Source organism: Arthrobacter sp. Y3221114 (genome assembly GCF_059092625.1).
Genome location: NZ_JBNHHW010000004.1, coordinates 404,734 through 420,887, shown reverse-complemented (window position 1 = coordinate 420,887; position 16,154 = coordinate 404,734). Strand labels below are relative to the sequence as shown.

The following is a 16,154-nucleotide window of genomic DNA, read 5'->3' as shown; positions in this document are numbered from 1 at the left end:
CTGGCCTACCGGCGCTGCCAACGCCGCGGGGGCGAGGGCGGAGGGCAATACGCCCGCGCCCAACACGAGCGCGGCGAGCCCGGCCGTAACTTTTTGGGGGAAGGATGGCTTCCCCCTTTGGGCACGTTCGGTGCCCCTCCTTGGTTGTGGATCGGTTGGTGCAGTAAACACGGTGACTCCCCCTGGTCGAGTAATGTGTGGCTGGCCACAGCATCCGATGAGGACCTTGGGGAAATCCTTGAAGGCTTCTTCTAGCTACTTGCGGGCAGGAAAAAACCCGCCGCGTGCCCCGGCCCTCCACGTGGGAGGCCCGGGGACAAGGGGCGGGCTTTTCGCGGTCGGCGGGTCAGGCGCGGGCGGCGGGTCGGTCGCAGCCGGCGGGTCAGGCGCGGGCGGCGCGGGCGGCAATCCCGGCCCTCCGCCGTCGTTAGTGCACCGTAGCTTAGTCGTTCGGCGAAGCCGCTCAGGGTGGCCCGCCTAGGCGGTCAGCTGCCGCTTGGAGGAGATCACGCCGGTGTCGAAGCCAGCCAGGTGCAGGCCGCCGTGGAAGCGGGCGTGCTCGATCTTCACGCAGCGGTCCATCACCACGTTCAAGCCGGCGGCCTCGGCCTTGGCCGCGACCTCCTCGTGCCAGGAACCCAGCTGGAGCCAAATGGTCTTGGCGCCGACGGCCAGCGTTTCCTCCAGCACCGTGGGCAGGTCGTCGTGTTTGCGGAACACGTCCACCAGGTCCGGTACTTCGGGCAGGTCCGCCAGCGACTTGTAGACCGGCTGGCCGAGGATTTCCTTGGCCACCGGATTCACGAAGTAGACCTTGTACGGCGAGCTGGAGAGCAGATATGTCGAAACGAAGTAGCTGGCCCGGCTCGGCTTGTCGGAAGCGCCGACGATGGCGATGGACTTGGTGTTGCGCAGGATGTTCAGCCGCTCCGCGGCGGACGGGCCGATCCAGGTGCGTTCTGGTGTCGCGGTCACTTGGCGGCTCCTTCTTCGGCTTCGATCAGTTCTTCCACGGACTCGACCACGCGCGTTCCGGGCTCTGTCCGGGCGGCACGCGCTGCCGGGATCGCGCAGGACTCGCCGGCATAGCTGGGCGAGGCGAACTCGGAGGTGTTGAACGCCTCGTCCTCATGGTCACGGCTGGGGCCGTGCTCGGCGCCTGCTTGCTGCGAGGCGGCCAGCGCCTGGTCCAAGTCCCAGAGGATATCGTCCACGTCTTCCAGGCCTACGGAGATGCGGATCAGGTCCTCGGGCACGCCGGCAGCCACCAGTTGGTCGGCGGTGAGCTGCTGGTGGGTGGTCGATCCCGGGTGCAGCACCAGGGTGCGGGCGTCACCGATGTTGGCGAGGTGGCTGGCCAGCTGCAGCGACTCGATGAACTTCTGGCCTGCGGTGCGGCCGCCCTTGACGCCGAAGCTGAACACGGAGCCCACGCCCTTCGGCAGGTACTTCCGGCCCCGCTCGTAATGCGGGTGCGCGGGCAGGCCGGCGTAGCTGACCCAGGAGACGCGCTCGTCGGCGTCCAGCCACTCGGCCACCGTGCGGGCGTTGGCCAGGTGCTCGTCCATCCGCTGGGCCAGCGTCTCCACGCCCTGCAGCAGCTGGAACGCGGACTGCGCAGACAGCGACGGGCCGATGTCGCGCAGCTGCTCGGACCGGAGCTTGGTGAGGAAGCCGTACTCGCCGAAGTTGCCCCACCAGGACACGTTGCCGTAGCTGGGCACCGGTTCGGTCATCTGCGGGAACTTGCCGTTGCCCCAGTTGAAACGGCCGGATTCGACGACGACGCCGCCCAGGGTGGTGCCGTGGCCGCCGAGGAACTTGGTGGCGGAGTGGATCACGATGTCCGCGCCGTGCTCGATCGGGCGGATCAGGTAGGGCGTGCTCAAGGTGGCGTCCACGACCAGGGGGATCCCGGCGTCGTGCGCCACGGCGGCCAGTCCCGCCAGGTCGGCGATGTCGCCGGAGGGGTTGGCCACGATCTCGGTGTAGACGGCCTTGGTGTTCTCCCCGATGGCCGCGGCGAAGTCGGCCGGGTCGTTGGAGTCGACGAACGTGGTCTCCACGCCGAACCGGCGCAGCGTCACATCCAGCTGGGTGATGGTGCCGCCGTACAGCTTGGACGAGGCCACGATGTGGTCGCCCGCCCCGGCGAGGGCCGCGAAGGTGATGAACTCGGCGGCCATGCCCGAGGACGTGGCGACCGCGCCGATGCCGCCCTCGAGCGAGGCGATGCGCTCCTCGAACGCGGCGACCGTGGGATTGCCGATGCGGGAGTAGATGTTGCCGTACTTCTGCAGCGCGAAGAGGTTGGCGGCGTCGTCCGTGTCCTTGAACACGAACGAGGTGCTCTGGTAGATCGGGACGGCCCGGGCGCCGTGCTCGGCATCGGGCGTGCCGCCGGCGTGCAGGGCGCGGGTGCGGAAACCGAATGTGCGTTCAGCCATCAGGCGGTTGCTCCTTCAAAACTAGGATTCCCGGGCAATGACGGTCCTTGGCGGCGGGGGCGCCGTCCGGATCAAAGATTGCTTGCGCTCTCTCCATCGCTTCTGGCGGTAGCACCTTTCCGGTAGGCCGGATGGTTGCTGCGGTGTCAAAGAGCCAGATCTCTCAACCGCTCGGGATGGTCGCGTCCATTCTCGCAACCAACTGCCGCGGGACCAAAAAATGTGGAGCCGCGTTGCGTCCGGCCTTGGGCGCCCCGCCTTGCGGATGCACCGCCTCGCGGTTGCCCCGGCTTGCGAATGCCCAGCACGACGGCGGTGCCCGGCCGCGAGTGGGACGGGAACCGCGCCTGCTGCGAGCCTGCCGGTTGCGCCGACCTCCCGGCAAAGGTCCGCGTAGTTCCCGTAGATTGGGTCTATGGCTGAGCTCTCGGCGTTGCAGCGCCTCGCACAGGAACACGGTGTCGGCATTACCTTCCGCGGTTGGGACGGCGGCGAGAAAGAAGTCGGACCGGCAACCCTGGTTGCCGTCCTCACCGCGCTGGACGTCCCCTGCGCGACCGACGACGATGTCGCCGCATCCCTCCGTGCCGCCGAGCTCGAGCCGTTGCAGCGCACGCTGCCGCCCGCCGTCGTCCTTCGCCAAGGCACCGCCACCGAGGTTCCAGTCAATGTCGGCGCGGGCCTCCGCCCGCGGGCCAAGGTCCTGTTGGAGGACGGGTCTTCGCGCGACGTCGAGGTGGTGTCCGGCAGGTCTGGCGCCGAAGGTGATCCGGGCGGACGTTTCGCGGCGGTTGTGCCGGCCGACCTCCCGCTGGGCTGGCACACGCTGGAGGTCGCGGAACTGTCGGAAGCGACGGCGACCCGAACCGGCGCGGCCGCGGAACCATCCGGCAGCTTGGCACAGTGCGCGCTGGTGGTCACCCCGCGGCGGCTCACCACCGCCGACAAGCTTCCCCGGACCTGGGGCCTGATGGCACAGCTGTACTCGGTGCGCTCGCGGTCGTCGTGGGGCATCGGTGATCTCGCGGACCTTGCCCGCCTCTCTGAAACCGCTGCGGCCAAGGGCGCCGGCTTCGTCCTGATCAACCCGCTGCACGCGGCACAACCCGTGCCGCCGGTGGAGCCCTCGCCCTACCTGCCCGCAACGCGCCGGTTCGTCAATCCGCTGTACCTGCGGATTGAGGACGTGCCGGAATCCAAGGACATCCCGCTGACCAACAACTTCCACGAGGCGAACCTGGACACCGGCATTCTGGACCGTGACCCTGTTTTTGCGGCCAAACTGCAGGCGCTGGAAGCGGTCTTTGCGGTGCCCCGATCCGCCGAACGACAGCAGCGATTCGAGGAATTCCGGAACCACGAGGGGGAGGGGCTGGAGCGGTTTGCCCTGTGGTGCGCGCTCGCAGAAACCCTTCCGCCAGGCGGTCCCGAGTGGTCGGACCCTGCGTTCATCGAGTCGCAGCGCAGCGAGCTGAAGGACCGCATCGAGTTCCACCAGTGGCTGCAGTGGCTGTGCGACGAGCAACTCGAGGCGGCGCAGCGGCGCGCCATCGAAGCCGGAATGAGCATCGGGATCATGCATGACCTAGCGGTCGGCGTCCATCCGACCGGCGCCGACGCGTGGATGTTGCACGACGTCCTGGCCCCCGGCATCTCGGTGGGCGCGCCGCCGGACATGTTCAACCAGCAGGGCCAGAACTGGTCCCAGCCGCCGTGGCATCCCCGCCGCTTGGCCGAATCCGGCTATGCCGCCTACCGGGACATGCTGCGCACCATCCTGCGGCACGCCGGCGGCATCCGGGTGGACCACATCCTCGGCCTGTTCCGGCTGTGGTGGATCCCCGTCGGCAGCCCTCCCGGCGAAGGCGCCTACGTGTATTACGACCACGAGGCCTTGATCGGCATCCTCGCCTTGGAAGCGGAACGGGCCGGCGTCGTCGTCATCGGCGAGGACCTCGGGGTCTTCGAGCCGGGGGTGCAGGACTACCTGGCAGAGCGCGGCATTCTGGGCACCTCCATCCTGTGGTTCGAGTACGACGGCGCCAGCCCCCGCCCGCCGGAGGGGTACCGCCGCTCCTGCCTCACGAGCGTCACCACGCACGACCTGCCGCCCACCGCCGGCTACCTTGCCGGCGAGCACGTGGACCTGCGCGAATCCCTGGGCCTGCTGAACCGTCCGGTCGAGGAGGAACGGGCTTTGGACCAGGCGGCCCAGGAGGCGGTGCTTTCCCTGGTGCGCTCGCGGGTGCCGGCTGCGGAGCACGACGACGACGCCGGCGCCACCTCCGAACAACGCACCGTTGAGGCCCTTCACGCGTTTATCGCCCAGACCCCTTCGGTGTTGCTGGGGGTTGCCCTCACCGACGCCGTGGGGGAGCGGCGGACCCAGAACCAGCCGGGCACCGCGGACGAGTACCCGAATTGGCGAATCCCGCTCGCGGGGCCGGACGGGGAAGCCATCCTGATCGAGGACCTGGCGGCCAACGAGCGGTTCGACTCGCTGGTCCGCGCCCTGCGGGAGCGGTAGGCGGGTCCACGCGGGGCGCGCCGCACCGGCGCCGGCCGGGGCTACCCCTCGACGGAAGCGCACCGTCGCCCGCGACGAATGGCCCCACCCGCCAAGGAACCCTGACCCGCCCCGCCAAGGAACCCTGACCCACCCCGCCTAAGGAGCGGGACGCTTCTGAACGTGACCAGTTGTCCACGTTCAGCAGGAACTGTCCATGTCTTGGAGCGGGGTCTGGCGCTGACTAGGACAAACGCAAAAGCTTCCCGCAAAACGTGGACAGCCCTAGGGGCGTGGCCGGGTCTCTACAGCCGGGCCAGCAGCGCTTCGCCTGTTTCGGCCCGCCGATAGAACACTTCGCGGCCCGATCGCATGGTGGCCGCCAAGCCGCTCTCGGACATGACCTTGAGGTGCTCGTTGACCGTCCCTGCGGCGAGGTCCAGGCAGCGGGCGAGCTGCGTCGTCGTCATCGGGACATCGAGTTGGGCGAGGATCTGCGCCCGGGTCTTGCCGAGCAGCCGTGCCACCGGGCTGTGCGTCGCCTCGCGGCTGGCTTCCCAGAGCCGGCCGACGCCGCGCGGCGCGTAGGTCAGCGTGGGCACGAACGGCCGCACGTTGAGCACCAGGGTGTTGGGCCAGACGAACGCGTTGGGCACCAGCAGCAGCCCGCCGCCGGGTTCGGGCACGTCGTCGGCCTCACAGCCGCGCATGATTTCCAGGCCGGTGGGAGTGGGACGGACGCTGGGGTGCAGGCTCTTGAACACTTCCAGGATGCCGTCGCGCGCCAGCTGGGCGAGCCGGCTGTCGATATCGGCCAGCAGCACGGACCGCAGGCGCGGCCATACCGGCTCGACGGCGGTGCCCCAGTACCATTCGAGGGCTGTGGTGATGCGCGGGATGCCCGCGTCGATATCCTCCGCCAGCCGCTGCAGTTCCCCGCGCGCGTAGTCGGCCGGATCCTGGGCCAGCAGGTGGGTGACGTCGCGCTGCCACAGCTCCGGCGCAACCTCGGCGACGGCGGCTAGTCCTTCGGCGAAGGTGGCCTGGTGCTTGGGGGTGGGCGTGATGGAGTCGGCCAGGAAGCCCTTCGGTGGAACCAGCGCAGTCAGCAGGCGCAGGTGCCCGCGGGCTTGTGGATCGGCCGACTCGGCGATGCGCCGCTTGGTGGCCTCGATCCATGGGCGGTGGATGGGTGTGCCCACCTGCAGGGCGCGCAAACTGGCGACGGTTTCGCCCAGCGGCGCCGCCTCGAACCGGACCTTGGTGAGGTCCTCGCTGCTGAGCGTAATGTGCATGGAAACAGCGTAAGGTCGCCGGTCACGCCGGTCGAGGATTCGGGCTGGACCGAATCGTGGCCGGCGATGGCCGATGCGCGGAATCTGAATCCATGACTACTTCAACCCATACCCCGCACCACATCCTCGACGTCGATGACCGGACCTACCGCTCCAGCCAGTCCGCGGCCGCCTTGGTCCGTCCCACGACTGCGACGGGCCGTCCGGCCACTGCCACCGCTCGCCCGAGCAATGCAGGCGCGCCCTTGAGCCTGTCGCAGCCGGTGCACGCGGCTACACGGACTGGCGTCTTCAGCCCCAACGGGAATTTCGCGACCGCCACTTTCCATGGCCTGGCCGCGGCGGTCCGCTGGCTCCGTTCAGCCTGGCAAGCCGGGGCCGCGAAGGAAGCCTTGATGGAGGAGCACCGGGACAAGGTCCGTACGCAGATCTACCAATTCGGTGGCCGCTACTGACGGACACGTCCTGGTGCGCCCCTTCTGTAAAGGCACACCCACCTCACTTGATCAAGGTCTGCCCAGGGCCACTCAGCACGTTTTCCACAGGGAGTGCGGCGATCTAGCTGTCCGCGGCCGCAGCCTCCATGCTCGTGGATATGGACGAGGCGATAGCTGGTTACGTTGAACGGCGCGGTGGAACACTCCCGGCCAGCGAACTGGCCCGCTGCGGTTTCAGCCGGGACCAGATTCAGGCAGCCGTGAAGAACGGCGCGATCACTGTGCTCCGCCAAGGAATCGTCGGTACGGAGAAGGCTGATGCGAACGTACGCGTAGCCGTGCTGGCCAACGGACTAATTACCTGCATTTCAGCGGCTCGAGAGCTAGGGCTTTGGACGATTAAAGACCCGGATCAACTGCACCTGTGGACGCTCCATAGCCGGCAGCCGCCGTCCACTGTCAAGCACCGAGGCGAATTGCTGGGGAGGCAGCGGCCTGGGTGCTACGTGAGCATCCTGGACTGCGTCCTGCACGCCATCCGATGCCGGCCGCGGCTGGAGGCGTTGGTCGTAGCGGAATCGGCCGTGCGCAGGGGTGTCGTCACCAAAGCCGAACTGGTGGAGCTGCTTCCTGGCAAACGCAACGGCATGCGTCGGGCAGTCGTTTTGAGCATCGGTGACGACGCCGATTCGCCGCTCGAGATTATCGCCCGCGACCTGTTCCGCACGGTCGGGCTTCGGGTGGAAACCCAGGTGCCGATTCAGGGGCTTGGACGAGTGGACATGGTGGTGGAAGGCCGAATCATCATTGAGCTCGATGGGTTCGACTTCCACTGGAACCGGGCGACTTTCAAGAAGGACCGCAAAAGGAACAACGCCGGCATGCTCAGCGGGTTTCCAACCTTGCGGTACGTGTACGAGGATCTCGTCTTTACGCCCCAGAACGTTGTCGCCGAGGTCATGACGATGTTGCGGCGTGTTGCCTGAGCGCCAGAGGTTACCCCCGGAGTCATGCAGGCGGCAGGCCGGCTGTCCAAGTTCTGCAGCAACTGTCCACCTTTTGGAGCGGCCTCTGGCGCTGACTAGGGAAAACGCTCAGCGGTCAGCCAAGACATGGACAGCCCTGACCAGTGAAGGCGGAAAACTTTACCGTGCGTCGCAGATTGCCTGGATCTGCGCGATGCAGGGCTCGTTCTGCAGGCTGGTCGTGTCGCCCAGCTCCGTCCCCTCGAACAACTGGGTCAGCAGCCGGCGCATGATCTTGCCACTGCGGGTCTTGGGCACGTCGGGCACAAACACCACATCGCGCGGCTTGGCGATCGGCCCGATCTGCGTGGCCACGTGCTCCCGCAAGGCCGCAACCGCGGCGGCCCGCTTTGCCGCGGCCTCCACGGCCGCCGCCGTCTGTCCCTCGGCCTGCCCGGCAATCAAGTCACCGGCCGCAACCTCCGCCGACTGCTCCAACTTCCCGTCCCCGGCCGCCGCCCCGATCAGCGACTTGTCGCGCGGCACCACAAAGGCGGTGGCGGCGTGTCCGGTCTTGGCGTCGTAGGTCGGGCAGACGCCGGCCTCCACCACCGCCGGGTGCGAGACCAGCGCGGACTCGATCTCGATGGTGGACAGCCGGTGCCCCGAGATGTTGATGACGTCGTCGGTGCGGCCCAGGATCCAGGTGTCGCCGTCGGCGTCGAAGCGGGCGCCGTCGCCGGCCAGGAACCAGCCCTGCGCCGCGTACTTCTCCCAGTAGGACGTGAAGTAGCGCTCCGGATTGCCCCACACCGTCCGGGCCATCGCCGGCCCGGTGCTGGTGACCACAATGTTGCCCTGCTCCCCGGCACCCACCCGGGCGCCGCCGTCGTCCACGATGTCCGTGGCCAGCCCCGGCAAGGCGCGGGTGGCGCAGCCGGGCTTGAAGGACGTATCGGTCTGGCGCGGCGAGAGCACGGTGGCCCCGGTCTCCGACTGCCACCACGTATCCACCATCGGCACTCCCGACGCCGGGTCCCCGGCGACCAGCGAATCCCGCCCCACCTGGGTGCGCAGCCAGCGCCAGGCCTCCGGGTTCACGGCCTCGCCCACCGTGCCGGCCAGGCGGATGGAGCTGAGGTCGTACCCGGCCGGGATGCCGTCGGGGAACCAGCCCATCAGCGACCGGACCAGCGTGGGCGCGGTGTAGTAGCTGGTCACGCCGTAGCGCTCGATCACCTCGAAGTGCCGGCCGGGGTGCGGGGCGTTCGGCACGCCCTCGTAGATCACCTGCGTGACGCCGTTGCTCAGCGGCCCGTAGATCTCGTAGGTGTGCGCGGTTACCCAGGCCAGGTCCGCGGTGCACCAGTGCACGTCGTCCGCGCGCGCGTCCGGGTCCGGGTTGCTGAACAGGTAGGAGTGGCTGAACGAAGCCTGGGTCAGGTAGCCGCCGGTGGTGTGGACCAGGCCCTTGGGCTGGCCGGTGGTGCCCGAGGTGTACATGATGAACAGCGGCGTCTCGGCGTCGAACGCCTCGGCCTCGTGGACGCGCGGCTGGGTCTCGACGACGTCGTGCCACCACACGTCGCGGCCTTCCACCCAGTTGATGTCCGCGTGGCCGGTGCGGTTGATCACCAGCACGTGTTCGATCGCGTTCTCGCCGGTGACGGCCGCGTCCGCGTTGGCCTTGACCGGGACGGCGGTGCCGCGGCGGTACTGGCCGTCGGTGGTGACCAGCAGCTTGGCGCGGGTATCCTCCACCCGGAACTTCAGGGCCTCCGCGGAGAAGCCGCCAAAAACCAACGAATGCACCGCCCCGATCCGCGCGCAGGCCAGCGTGATCACGACGGTCTCCACCAGCACCGGCAGGTAGATGACCACCCGGTCGCCCTTGCCGACGCCCAGCGCCAGCAGCGCATTGGCGGCCTGCGAGACCAGCTCCTGCAGCTCGCGGTAGGTCACCGTCCGGCGGTCGCCGGGCTCGCCTTCGAAGTGCAGCGCCACCTTGTCGCCCCGGCCGGCTTCGACGTGCCGGTCGGCGCAGTTGACCGCGGCGTTCAGCCTGCCGCCGTCGAACCAGCGCAGCTCCGGTCCCCGCCGCGCGGCGGTGTCCACCGGCGTGGCGGAGTGCGCGGTGTGCCACGGCTCCGCCCACTGAAGCCGGGCCGCCGCGCGCTCCCAGAACGCAATTCGCTCGGCCTCGGTCTGCGGCTCCGGCCAGTCAGTCACCTGGTCGCGGTAGGGCGCCAGGTCCTCTTCAAGCACGACGGCGGTGCTTCCGGCGGTGCGGCGACCGCCGGCGGTTTCGGCTACTTCTATGCCCATCTCTTGACTGCCCATTTCTCCGCAACTCCCAGGAGCGCGTCGGTGATCTTGCCGATGATGGCCAACAGGACGATGGCCAGCAGCAGCCGGTCGGTGCGGCCGTTGTTTTGCGAATCCGTCAACAGGAAGCCCAGGCCCATGGAGGAGGCGATCAGTTCCGCCGCCACCAGGAACAGCCACGCCTGTGCCAGGGCCAGCCGCAGTCCGGAGAACACGGCGGGCACCACGGCCGGCAGCTGCACGGTGGTCAGCAGCTTCACGCCCTTGAGTCCAAAGGCGCGGCCGGCCTCCACCAGGTTCCTGTCCACGTGGCGCAGCGCCAGCGAGACCGTCGTGAACACCGGGAAGAACGCGCCGATCAGGATCAGCGTGACCTTGGAGTCCTCGCCGATCTTCATCCACAGGATCAGCAGCGGCACCCACGCCAGCGACGGCACCGCACGCAGCGCCCCGATGGTGGGGGAGAGCAGCACATCGGCCACCTTGGACAGCCCGATCAGCGCGCCGAAGACCAGGCCGAGGGCGGCACCGAAGGCGAAGCCGAGCAGCACGCGCTGGGTGGAGATGGCCACGTGCTGGGCCAGTTCGCCGCGCTGGATCAGGTCGACCGCGGCGTCGATGACCGCACCCGGTGCCGGCAGTTGGACCGAGCTGAACAGGCCGGCGGATGTGCTCCACTGCCAGGCTGCGAGCAGGGCGGCGGGCAGCAGCAGGCCAAGGAGCAGGCGGGCCCAGCCGTTGCCGAGCACCCCGGTCGGGGACCATCCGTTGGCCGGGGACTGGGGTGAGGGGCCGTTCTGATCCGGCCCGGGCGCACCCGCCGTTTTGAGGACGCCGGTGGCCGCGAGGCCTTCCTGATTGGTGGCGTAAACGCTGTTGCCGGATGCGCCGGGATTGCCGAGGTGAGTCATTAGGATTCCTTGATGGCCGACGGGTCGGCCTTCTTCACCAGCGAGTCGTCGAGCAGGGTGGCGAGGGCCTCGTCGATGTCGGCTTGGCTCTTCACGTCGCCGGTCTCGACGAACGCCGGACCGACCTTCTCCAGCACCGCGCGCTGCTTCTCGCCCGGGGCGGCCTCCACGTCCAGGTTGCTGCGCTCGCTGATCACCTTGGTGGCGACCTCGAGGTCCAGGGCGGCAACATCGGCCAGGATCTGCGCGGTTTCCGCGGGGTTCTCGGCGGCCCAGGCGCGGGCCTTCTCGTAGGCGTTCACCACGGCCTGCGCAAGCTCTGGTTCCTCCTCCAGGAAGGACTCCGTGGCGTTCAGGAAACCGTACGTATTGAAGTCCAGGTTCCGGTAGAACAGTTCGGCGCCGTCCTGCTCGGCTCCGGCCATGATCGGATCCAGGCCAGACCAGGCGTCGACGGAGCCCTGCTGCAGGGCGGTCAGGCCGTCGGCGTGCTGCAGGTTCTGCACGGTCACGTCGTCGGCGGAGAGGCCGGCCTCTTCCAGGGACTGCAGCAGGAAGAAGTAGGGGTCGGTGCCCTTGGTGGCGGCCACCGACTTGCCCTTGAGGTCCTGGACGGACTCGATGCCGGAGTCGGGCAGCGCCACGAGGGCCGCCCATTCCGGCTGCGAGAAGAGGCTGATGGTCTTGATCGGCGAGCCGTTGGCGCGGGCAAGCAGCGCCGCGGAACCGGCGGTGGATCCGACGTCGACCGCCCCGGAGCGCAGCGCCTCGTTGGCCTTGTTGGAACCGGCCGACTGCACCCAGTTCACCTCGACACCGTCGTCGGCCAAGGTGGCCTCCAGCCAGCCCTTTTCCTTGATGACCAGGCTCAGCGGGTTGTAGGTGGCGAAGTCGATGTTGAGCACGCCGTCGCCGGTGCCCTGGGCGGCGGTGGCTTCGGAATCCTCACCGGCAACGCAGCCGGTAAGGGCCAGCGAGGCGGTGGCGGCAACGGCGGCGGCGCCCAGGAGCGGGCGGCGGGAAAAACGGCTGGCAAGCGACATGGTGGTTCCTTTGAACGGTGTGCGGAACAGGAGAGATTCCGCGACGGATGATTTTGGGCGCGAACGGCCCGGGAATTGCTTGACTTGATGAGTGGTGACGGCGGCCCTAATGGCCGTCGACGCCGAGGCTTTCGAGCAGCGAGCGGCGCATTCGGGCCAGCTCGACCGAACCGCGGTCCCGCGGACGGTCGCCGGGAACATCGACGGTGCGCACGATCGTGGCGCCGTCGTCCTCGCAGCCTTCTTCCTTGCCGAGCACGATGATTCTGTCCGCCAGTTGCAGGGCTTCATCCACGTCGTGGGTCACCAGCAGCACGGTGGTGGGTTCCGCCGCGTGGATATCGAGCAGCAAATCCTGCATCTTGATCCGGGTCAGCGCGTCCAGCGCGCCAAACGGTTCGTCCAGCAGCAGCACGCCGGGGTTGCGGGCCAACGCCCGGGCCAGGGATGCCCGCTGGGCCATGCCGCCGGAGACCTCGCGCGGCCGGTGCTTGGCGAAGGTGGCCAGGCCGACCAGTTCCAGCAGCCGGGCGACCTTGGTCTTGCCCTGCTTGGCACTGGAGCTCTTGGGCAGGCCGATGGCCACGTTGGCCTGCAGGGTGTGCCACGGCAGCAGCCGCGGTTCCTGGAACGCGACGGCGCAGCGGGAGTCGATGCCCTGGACCGGCGTGCCGTCGATCTCCACGGTGCCGGCGCTGGGCGAGTCGAGGCCGGCGGTGGCGCGCAGCAAGGTGGACTTGCCACAGCCGGACGGGCCCAGGATGGCCAGCACCTCGCCGGGACGGACATCGAAGTTTACGTCGCGCAGCACGGTGTGGGCCTGGGCTCCCGTGCCGAACGTCCGGTTCAGGCCGCGGAAGGAAACGGCCAGGGCGGAGTCGGAACGGGCCGCGGGTGCAGCGGAAGCGGGAGCCGCGTGGCGGGACGACGACAGTACTGCAGTCATGGGATCACTCCATCGATCCTGGCAGTAGCACCCTACGGATCAAGCCGTGCGGCCCGGCTTCCGCCGGCCGTACCCGTGGCTTGTCACCTCGTTATCACCGGCAGTCTGGGTGGGCTTCCGGTGACCAGGGTTGCTGCGGCGTCGTCGATCCAGGTCTCTCGGCCGCTCGGGATGGTCACCACCAACTAAACGGCACCTGCGGCACTCCCGGCAAACTGCCCGTAACAATGATCCGTAACAAAGACGCGACGAAAGTCTGCCGTAACAAACGCGGCGAGCCGCTCGTGGGGGAACCTACCGGGAAACAACCACTTCCCCGCTATCCATGGACGCACCTTCGGGGCAATGGCAGGATGACCGCATGAAAATCAGCAGACAGATCATCGTGTTCGACGCCGCCGACCTCGCGGCGGAGAGCACCTTCTGGGCCAGCCTCCTGGACGGGACGGTCGAGGCCGAAGACGACTGGCACACGGTGATGGTGAACGGCGAGCCTCGGCTGGGATTCCAGCTTGCACCCAACCACATTCCGCCTGACTGGCCGGACGGGACGCCGCAGCAGATCCACCTGGACCTCTACATCGACGATCTCGCGGCCGCGCATGAACAGGCGACGTCATTGGGCGCCAAGCTGCTCAAGCCGGCCAACGACCCGGCGGCCGCCTCGGGGTTCCAGGTGTATGCCGACCCCGCCGGACACCCCTTCTGCCTCTGCTGGGACGCGTAACGGCGGCCCATGTACACCCCTCTTCTGCCCCCCTGATTGAAGGCTTTACTCCCCCTTCTTGCGAGCCCCACGACCAATCACGAACAAGAGACAGATCATGCCAACCGCTGTAAACCATGACCCCACGCTGCCCTGGACTGCGAGGATTAGAGACAACACAAGGACGACCCCGGCGACTGTGGCGAGAATCCAAAGGGATGTGCGCACTGTTCCTCCTGTATTCATCGGGACATGGACTGAATCTATCTTGATGCAGCTGGGGGTAGCCCCGCGTACGGGCGCACCCGGGCCCGCCCGTACATGCCGCTCATGGAAGCGTACGGGTATCCACTGCGATGCCGGCGACCGGGGGTATACCCCTTCGGGCCCGCGTCAGCGCCCTCCCGGGTCATAACGACGGCAATGCCTCCTCCCGCCCATGAGCCGCCGACGACGCCGCCTCCTCCTCCCGCCCATGAGCCGCCGACGTCGGCCGCCTCCTCCTCCCGCCCATGAGCCGCCGATGTCGGCCGCTGCTCCCGGTGCCCGCGTGGCGGACAAGCGGGCCTGGCAGTCAGGCGGGCGGATCCGCCGGGATGAGGACCGTGGAGAACAAGCGGCGGTGCCGCCCCTCTTCCGGGCCGTTGGCCGCCACCTTCTGCGCGGCCGCCCTGATGGCGGAGGTGAATTCCTCGAACTCTTCGTCCGTCATCCAGAGAGCGGTCTGCCGGTAGCCGGCGCCGTCGCGCAGGAAATCCGGATTCTCCCTGGCGGTGTACTGGTCGAAGGCCGCCAGCAGTCCGGCCGCGAAGGCCATGAAGCCGCGACGGTGGTCCTCGGCTGTCATGGAGGCCAAATCGTCTTCGGCCACCGAACTCTTGGCAACGTCCAGCCGGAAGGTGCGTTCGGTGGTGCCGCGGACCGGCCTTTCCTGGGCCACCGCCAGCACGCCGGCCTTGGAGAGCGTGCCGATGTGCCGGTAAAGCGTTGCCGTGGGAATGTCGGGGAGTTCGGCGGAGATCTCCGCCGTGGTCAGCTCGCGGTTGCCCAGCAGCGTCTGGACAATCCGCAGGCGCACCGGGTGCAGGATCAGGTCGGCGCTCGGCGAGGAGGACATGGCTCTACATTCTCACGGTTGACATTGTTCTTACAACTGATAATAATCGTACTGTCCGGCACGGGAACCGGGCTCGAACGACCAAGACGCGAGCAATAAACGACCCGAAGGGAGGCGCAGTGGCGGCGATAGTGGTGGGGAACAAGGACGTCCTGCTGGAGTTGGACCGGTTTGAGAAAGTTGCGGGGCTGCTCGGCGACCAACGTTTCCCGCTGTCTGCGGTGACCTCCGTCCGGGTGCTCGCGGACGCCTTCGACGGCGTCCACGGCCTGCGGGCGCCCGGGCTTGCGATCCCGGGACGGACTCTGGTGGGAACATGGCGCGGCCGCGGCAGGACCATCGCCGTCGCCCGCCGCGGTACCCCGGCAGTGCAGCTTGACCTGAACGGGCAAAAGTACGCCCGGGTAGTTGCGTCGCTTCCCGATGCGGAGGATGTTGCGGCCCGGATCCGTGCCGCCGCCGGCCTGCCCGCCGGGCAATCGGTCACGGAAGAAGAGGTCCGCTTCTCCTCCGGGACCGTGCAGCTGGCCGGAACATGGGCCAAGCCGGCCGGCAAGATTCGTGCCGTGGCGCTGATCCTGCCCGGTTCCGGACCGATCGACCGCAATGCCGACCATAAACGGATGCCGTTGGGCATCAGCCGTGACCTGGCAAACGCGCTGGCCGGCCACGGGATCGCTTCACTGCGCTACGACAAGCGCGGCACGGGCGCCTCGAAGGGAAGCTTTTGGGCGGCCGGTTTCCGTCAGAACACCGACGACGCCGCTGCCGCCCTGCGATGGATGGTCACGCAAAAGGCAGGGGGCCTGCCGGTGTTCCTGGTCGGCCACAGCGAAGGCAGCTACCACGCAGCGGCCGTGGCGGCAGATCCCGGCACGCAGGTGGATGGCGCGGTGCTGCTTTCAGCCTCGGCACAGACAGGCTTTGAGACAGGCAGATGGCAGACAGCCCAGATCAGCGACGCGCTGCCCGCATTTCCGCGCTTGCTGCTGAAGCTCTTCCGCCAGGATCTGGTCAAGATGCAGGCGAAGTCGGTGGAAAAACTTCGGACCACCACCCAGGACGTGGTGCGCATGCAGGGCCGTAAAATCAACGCCCTCTGGCATCGGGAGTTCCTCGACTTTGACCCCGTTCCGTACCTGGGGCGCCTACAAATGCCGGTGCTGGCCATCACGGGCGCCAAGGACGTGCAGGTGGACCCGGCCGACCTGGACATCATCGCGGCCACCGTTCCCGGCCCGGCCACGACCCGGAAGATCGACGACCTGTCGCATTTGCTGCGCCGGGACCCGAACGCTCCGACCCTCTCCGACTACAAGCGCCAGATCCGCGAGCCCGTGGACGCTGAACTGCTCGAACTGGTGGGGCGTTGGATCTCCGAGCAGGCCGGCACCGCCTCCGGAACGTCCGGTGCGGCTGGAACTTCTGCCCCCGGGCAGCTGGCTCGCTAGTCACT

13 protein-coding genes and 1 riboswitch are annotated in these 16,154 nt (G+C 68.1%); of the genes, 5 read left to right on the top strand and 8 right to left on the bottom strand.

Translation table 11 applies throughout. The features are described 5' to 3' along the window. Positions 1–477: 477 nt before the first annotated feature. Both AC5RV3_RS11525 and AC5RV3_RS11520 read right to left on the bottom strand, forming a co-directional pair. Entirely contained in the window at positions 478–975 is a 498-nt protein-coding gene (locus AC5RV3_RS11525) for a CoA-binding protein (RefSeq protein WP_494122247.1), read from the bottom strand. Next, on the bottom strand, positions 972–2,447 hold the full coding sequence (locus tag AC5RV3_RS11520; protein WP_494122246.1) for an O-acetylhomoserine aminocarboxypropyltransferase/cysteine synthase family protein: 1,476 nt from the start codon (positions 2,445–2,447) through the stop codon (positions 972–974). The genes AC5RV3_RS11525 and AC5RV3_RS11520 overlap by 4 nt, the downstream gene beginning before the upstream one ends. 90 nt (positions 2,448–2,537) lie before the next feature. After that, a riboswitch (SAM riboswitch) is annotated at positions 2,538–2,630 on the bottom strand. A 232-nt stretch (positions 2,631–2,862) separates the two neighbouring features. Here AC5RV3_RS11520 and malQ point away from each other — a divergent pair. Next, on the top strand, positions 2,863–4,974 hold the full coding sequence (gene malQ / locus AC5RV3_RS11515) for a 4-alpha-glucanotransferase (RefSeq protein WP_494122245.1): 2,112 nt from the start codon (positions 2,863–2,865) through the stop codon (positions 4,972–4,974). A gap of 284 nt (positions 4,975–5,258) precedes the next feature. Here the strand turns inward: malQ and AC5RV3_RS11510 are convergent, their stop codons facing one another. After that, positions 5,259–6,248 carry an ArsR/SmtB family transcription factor gene (locus AC5RV3_RS11510; RefSeq protein ID WP_494122244.1) on the bottom strand — a complete coding sequence of 330 codons (990 nt, stop codon included), beginning with the start codon at positions 6,246–6,248 and terminating at the stop codon, positions 5,259–5,261. 92 nt (positions 6,249–6,340) lie between these two features. Here AC5RV3_RS11510 and AC5RV3_RS11505 point away from each other — a divergent pair, with 92 nt between their 5' ends. Together AC5RV3_RS11505 and AC5RV3_RS11500 are read left to right on the top strand one after the other, a co-directional pair. Continuing rightward, positions 6,341–6,703, top strand: coding sequence for a hypothetical protein (locus AC5RV3_RS11505; RefSeq protein ID WP_494122243.1), 363 nt, complete (start codon positions 6,341–6,343; stop codon positions 6,701–6,703). A gap of 140 nt (positions 6,704–6,843) precedes the next feature. Further along, positions 6,844–7,671, top strand: coding sequence for an endonuclease domain-containing protein (locus AC5RV3_RS11500; RefSeq protein ID WP_494122242.1), 828 nt, complete (start codon positions 6,844–6,846; stop codon positions 7,669–7,671). A 159-nt stretch (positions 7,672–7,830) separates the two neighbouring features. Here the strand turns inward: AC5RV3_RS11500 and AC5RV3_RS11495 are convergent, their stop codons facing one another. The 4 genes from AC5RV3_RS11495 to AC5RV3_RS11480 form a co-directional block, all read right to left on the bottom strand. Next, positions 7,831–9,990, bottom strand: a complete 2,160-nt coding sequence (locus AC5RV3_RS11495) for an acetate--CoA ligase (RefSeq protein WP_494122241.1) — start codon at positions 9,988–9,990, stop codon at positions 7,831–7,833. Continuing rightward, a complete protein-coding gene (locus tag AC5RV3_RS11490; RefSeq protein ID WP_494122240.1) occupies positions 9,966–10,886 on the bottom strand; it encodes an ABC transporter permease in 921 nt (306 codons plus the stop codon). The genes AC5RV3_RS11495 and AC5RV3_RS11490 overlap by 25 nt, the downstream gene beginning before the upstream one ends. Next, entirely contained in the window at positions 10,886–11,929 is a 1,044-nt protein-coding gene (locus tag AC5RV3_RS11485) for an aliphatic sulfonate ABC transporter substrate-binding protein (protein WP_494122239.1), read from the bottom strand. The genes AC5RV3_RS11490 and AC5RV3_RS11485 overlap by 1 nt, the downstream gene beginning before the upstream one ends. Before the next feature lie 106 nt (positions 11,930–12,035). After that, complete coding sequence (locus AC5RV3_RS11480; protein WP_494111093.1) at positions 12,036–12,875, bottom strand: ABC transporter ATP-binding protein; 840 nt, start codon at positions 12,873–12,875, stop codon at positions 12,036–12,038. A 361-nt stretch (positions 12,876–13,236) separates the two neighbouring features. On the opposite strand from AC5RV3_RS11480, the gene AC5RV3_RS11475 reads away from it, so the two are divergent. Next, positions 13,237–13,602, top strand: a complete 366-nt coding sequence (locus AC5RV3_RS11475; protein WP_494122238.1) for a VOC family protein — start codon at positions 13,237–13,239, stop codon at positions 13,600–13,602. 553 nt (positions 13,603–14,155) lie between these two features. Here AC5RV3_RS11475 and AC5RV3_RS11470 read toward each other — a convergent pair. Then, positions 14,156–14,698 (bottom strand): helix-turn-helix domain-containing protein, encoded by a 543-nt coding sequence (locus AC5RV3_RS11470; RefSeq protein ID WP_494111094.1) that lies wholly within the window; start codon positions 14,696–14,698, stop codon positions 14,156–14,158. A gap of 119 nt (positions 14,699–14,817) precedes the next feature. On the opposite strand from AC5RV3_RS11470, the gene AC5RV3_RS11465 reads away from it, so the two are divergent. Next, complete coding sequence (locus AC5RV3_RS11465; protein WP_494122237.1) at positions 14,818–16,149, top strand: alpha/beta hydrolase; 1,332 nt, start codon at positions 14,818–14,820, stop codon at positions 16,147–16,149. The last annotated feature ends 5 nt before the right edge of the window (positions 16,150–16,154 follow it).

Excerpts from the sequence above, each read along its gene's own strand:
- AC5RV3_RS11520 (WP_494122246.1), bottom strand. The coding sequence starts at position 2,447 with ATGGCTGAACGCACATTCGGTTTCCGCACCCGCGCCCTGCACGCCGGC.
- malQ (WP_494122245.1), top strand. The coding sequence starts at position 2,863 with ATGGCTGAGCTCTCGGCGTTGCAGCGCCTCGCACAGGAACACGGTGTC.
- AC5RV3_RS11510 (WP_494122244.1), bottom strand. The coding sequence starts at position 6,248 with ATGCACATTACGCTCAGCAGCGAGGACCTCACCAAGGTCCGGTTCGAG.
- AC5RV3_RS11505 (WP_494122243.1), top strand. The coding sequence starts at position 6,341 with ATGACTACTTCAACCCATACCCCGCACCACATCCTCGACGTCGATGAC.
- AC5RV3_RS11500 (WP_494122242.1), top strand. The coding sequence starts at position 6,844 with ATGGACGAGGCGATAGCTGGTTACGTTGAACGGCGCGGTGGAACACTC.
- AC5RV3_RS11495 (WP_494122241.1), bottom strand. The coding sequence starts at position 9,990 with ATGGGCAGTCAAGAGATGGGCATAGAAGTAGCCGAAACCGCCGGCGGT.
- AC5RV3_RS11490 (WP_494122240.1), bottom strand. The coding sequence starts at position 10,886 with ATGACTCACCTCGGCAATCCCGGCGCATCCGGCAACAGCGTTTACGCC.
- AC5RV3_RS11485 (WP_494122239.1), bottom strand. The coding sequence starts at position 11,929 with ATGTCGCTTGCCAGCCGTTTTTCCCGCCGCCCGCTCCTGGGCGCCGCC.
- AC5RV3_RS11480 (WP_494111093.1), bottom strand. The coding sequence starts at position 12,875 with ATGACTGCAGTACTGTCGTCGTCCCGCCACGCGGCTCCCGCTTCCGCT.
- AC5RV3_RS11475 (WP_494122238.1), top strand. The coding sequence starts at position 13,237 with ATGAAAATCAGCAGACAGATCATCGTGTTCGACGCCGCCGACCTCGCG.
- AC5RV3_RS11470 (WP_494111094.1), bottom strand. The coding sequence starts at position 14,698 with ATGTCCTCCTCGCCGAGCGCCGACCTGATCCTGCACCCGGTGCGCCTG.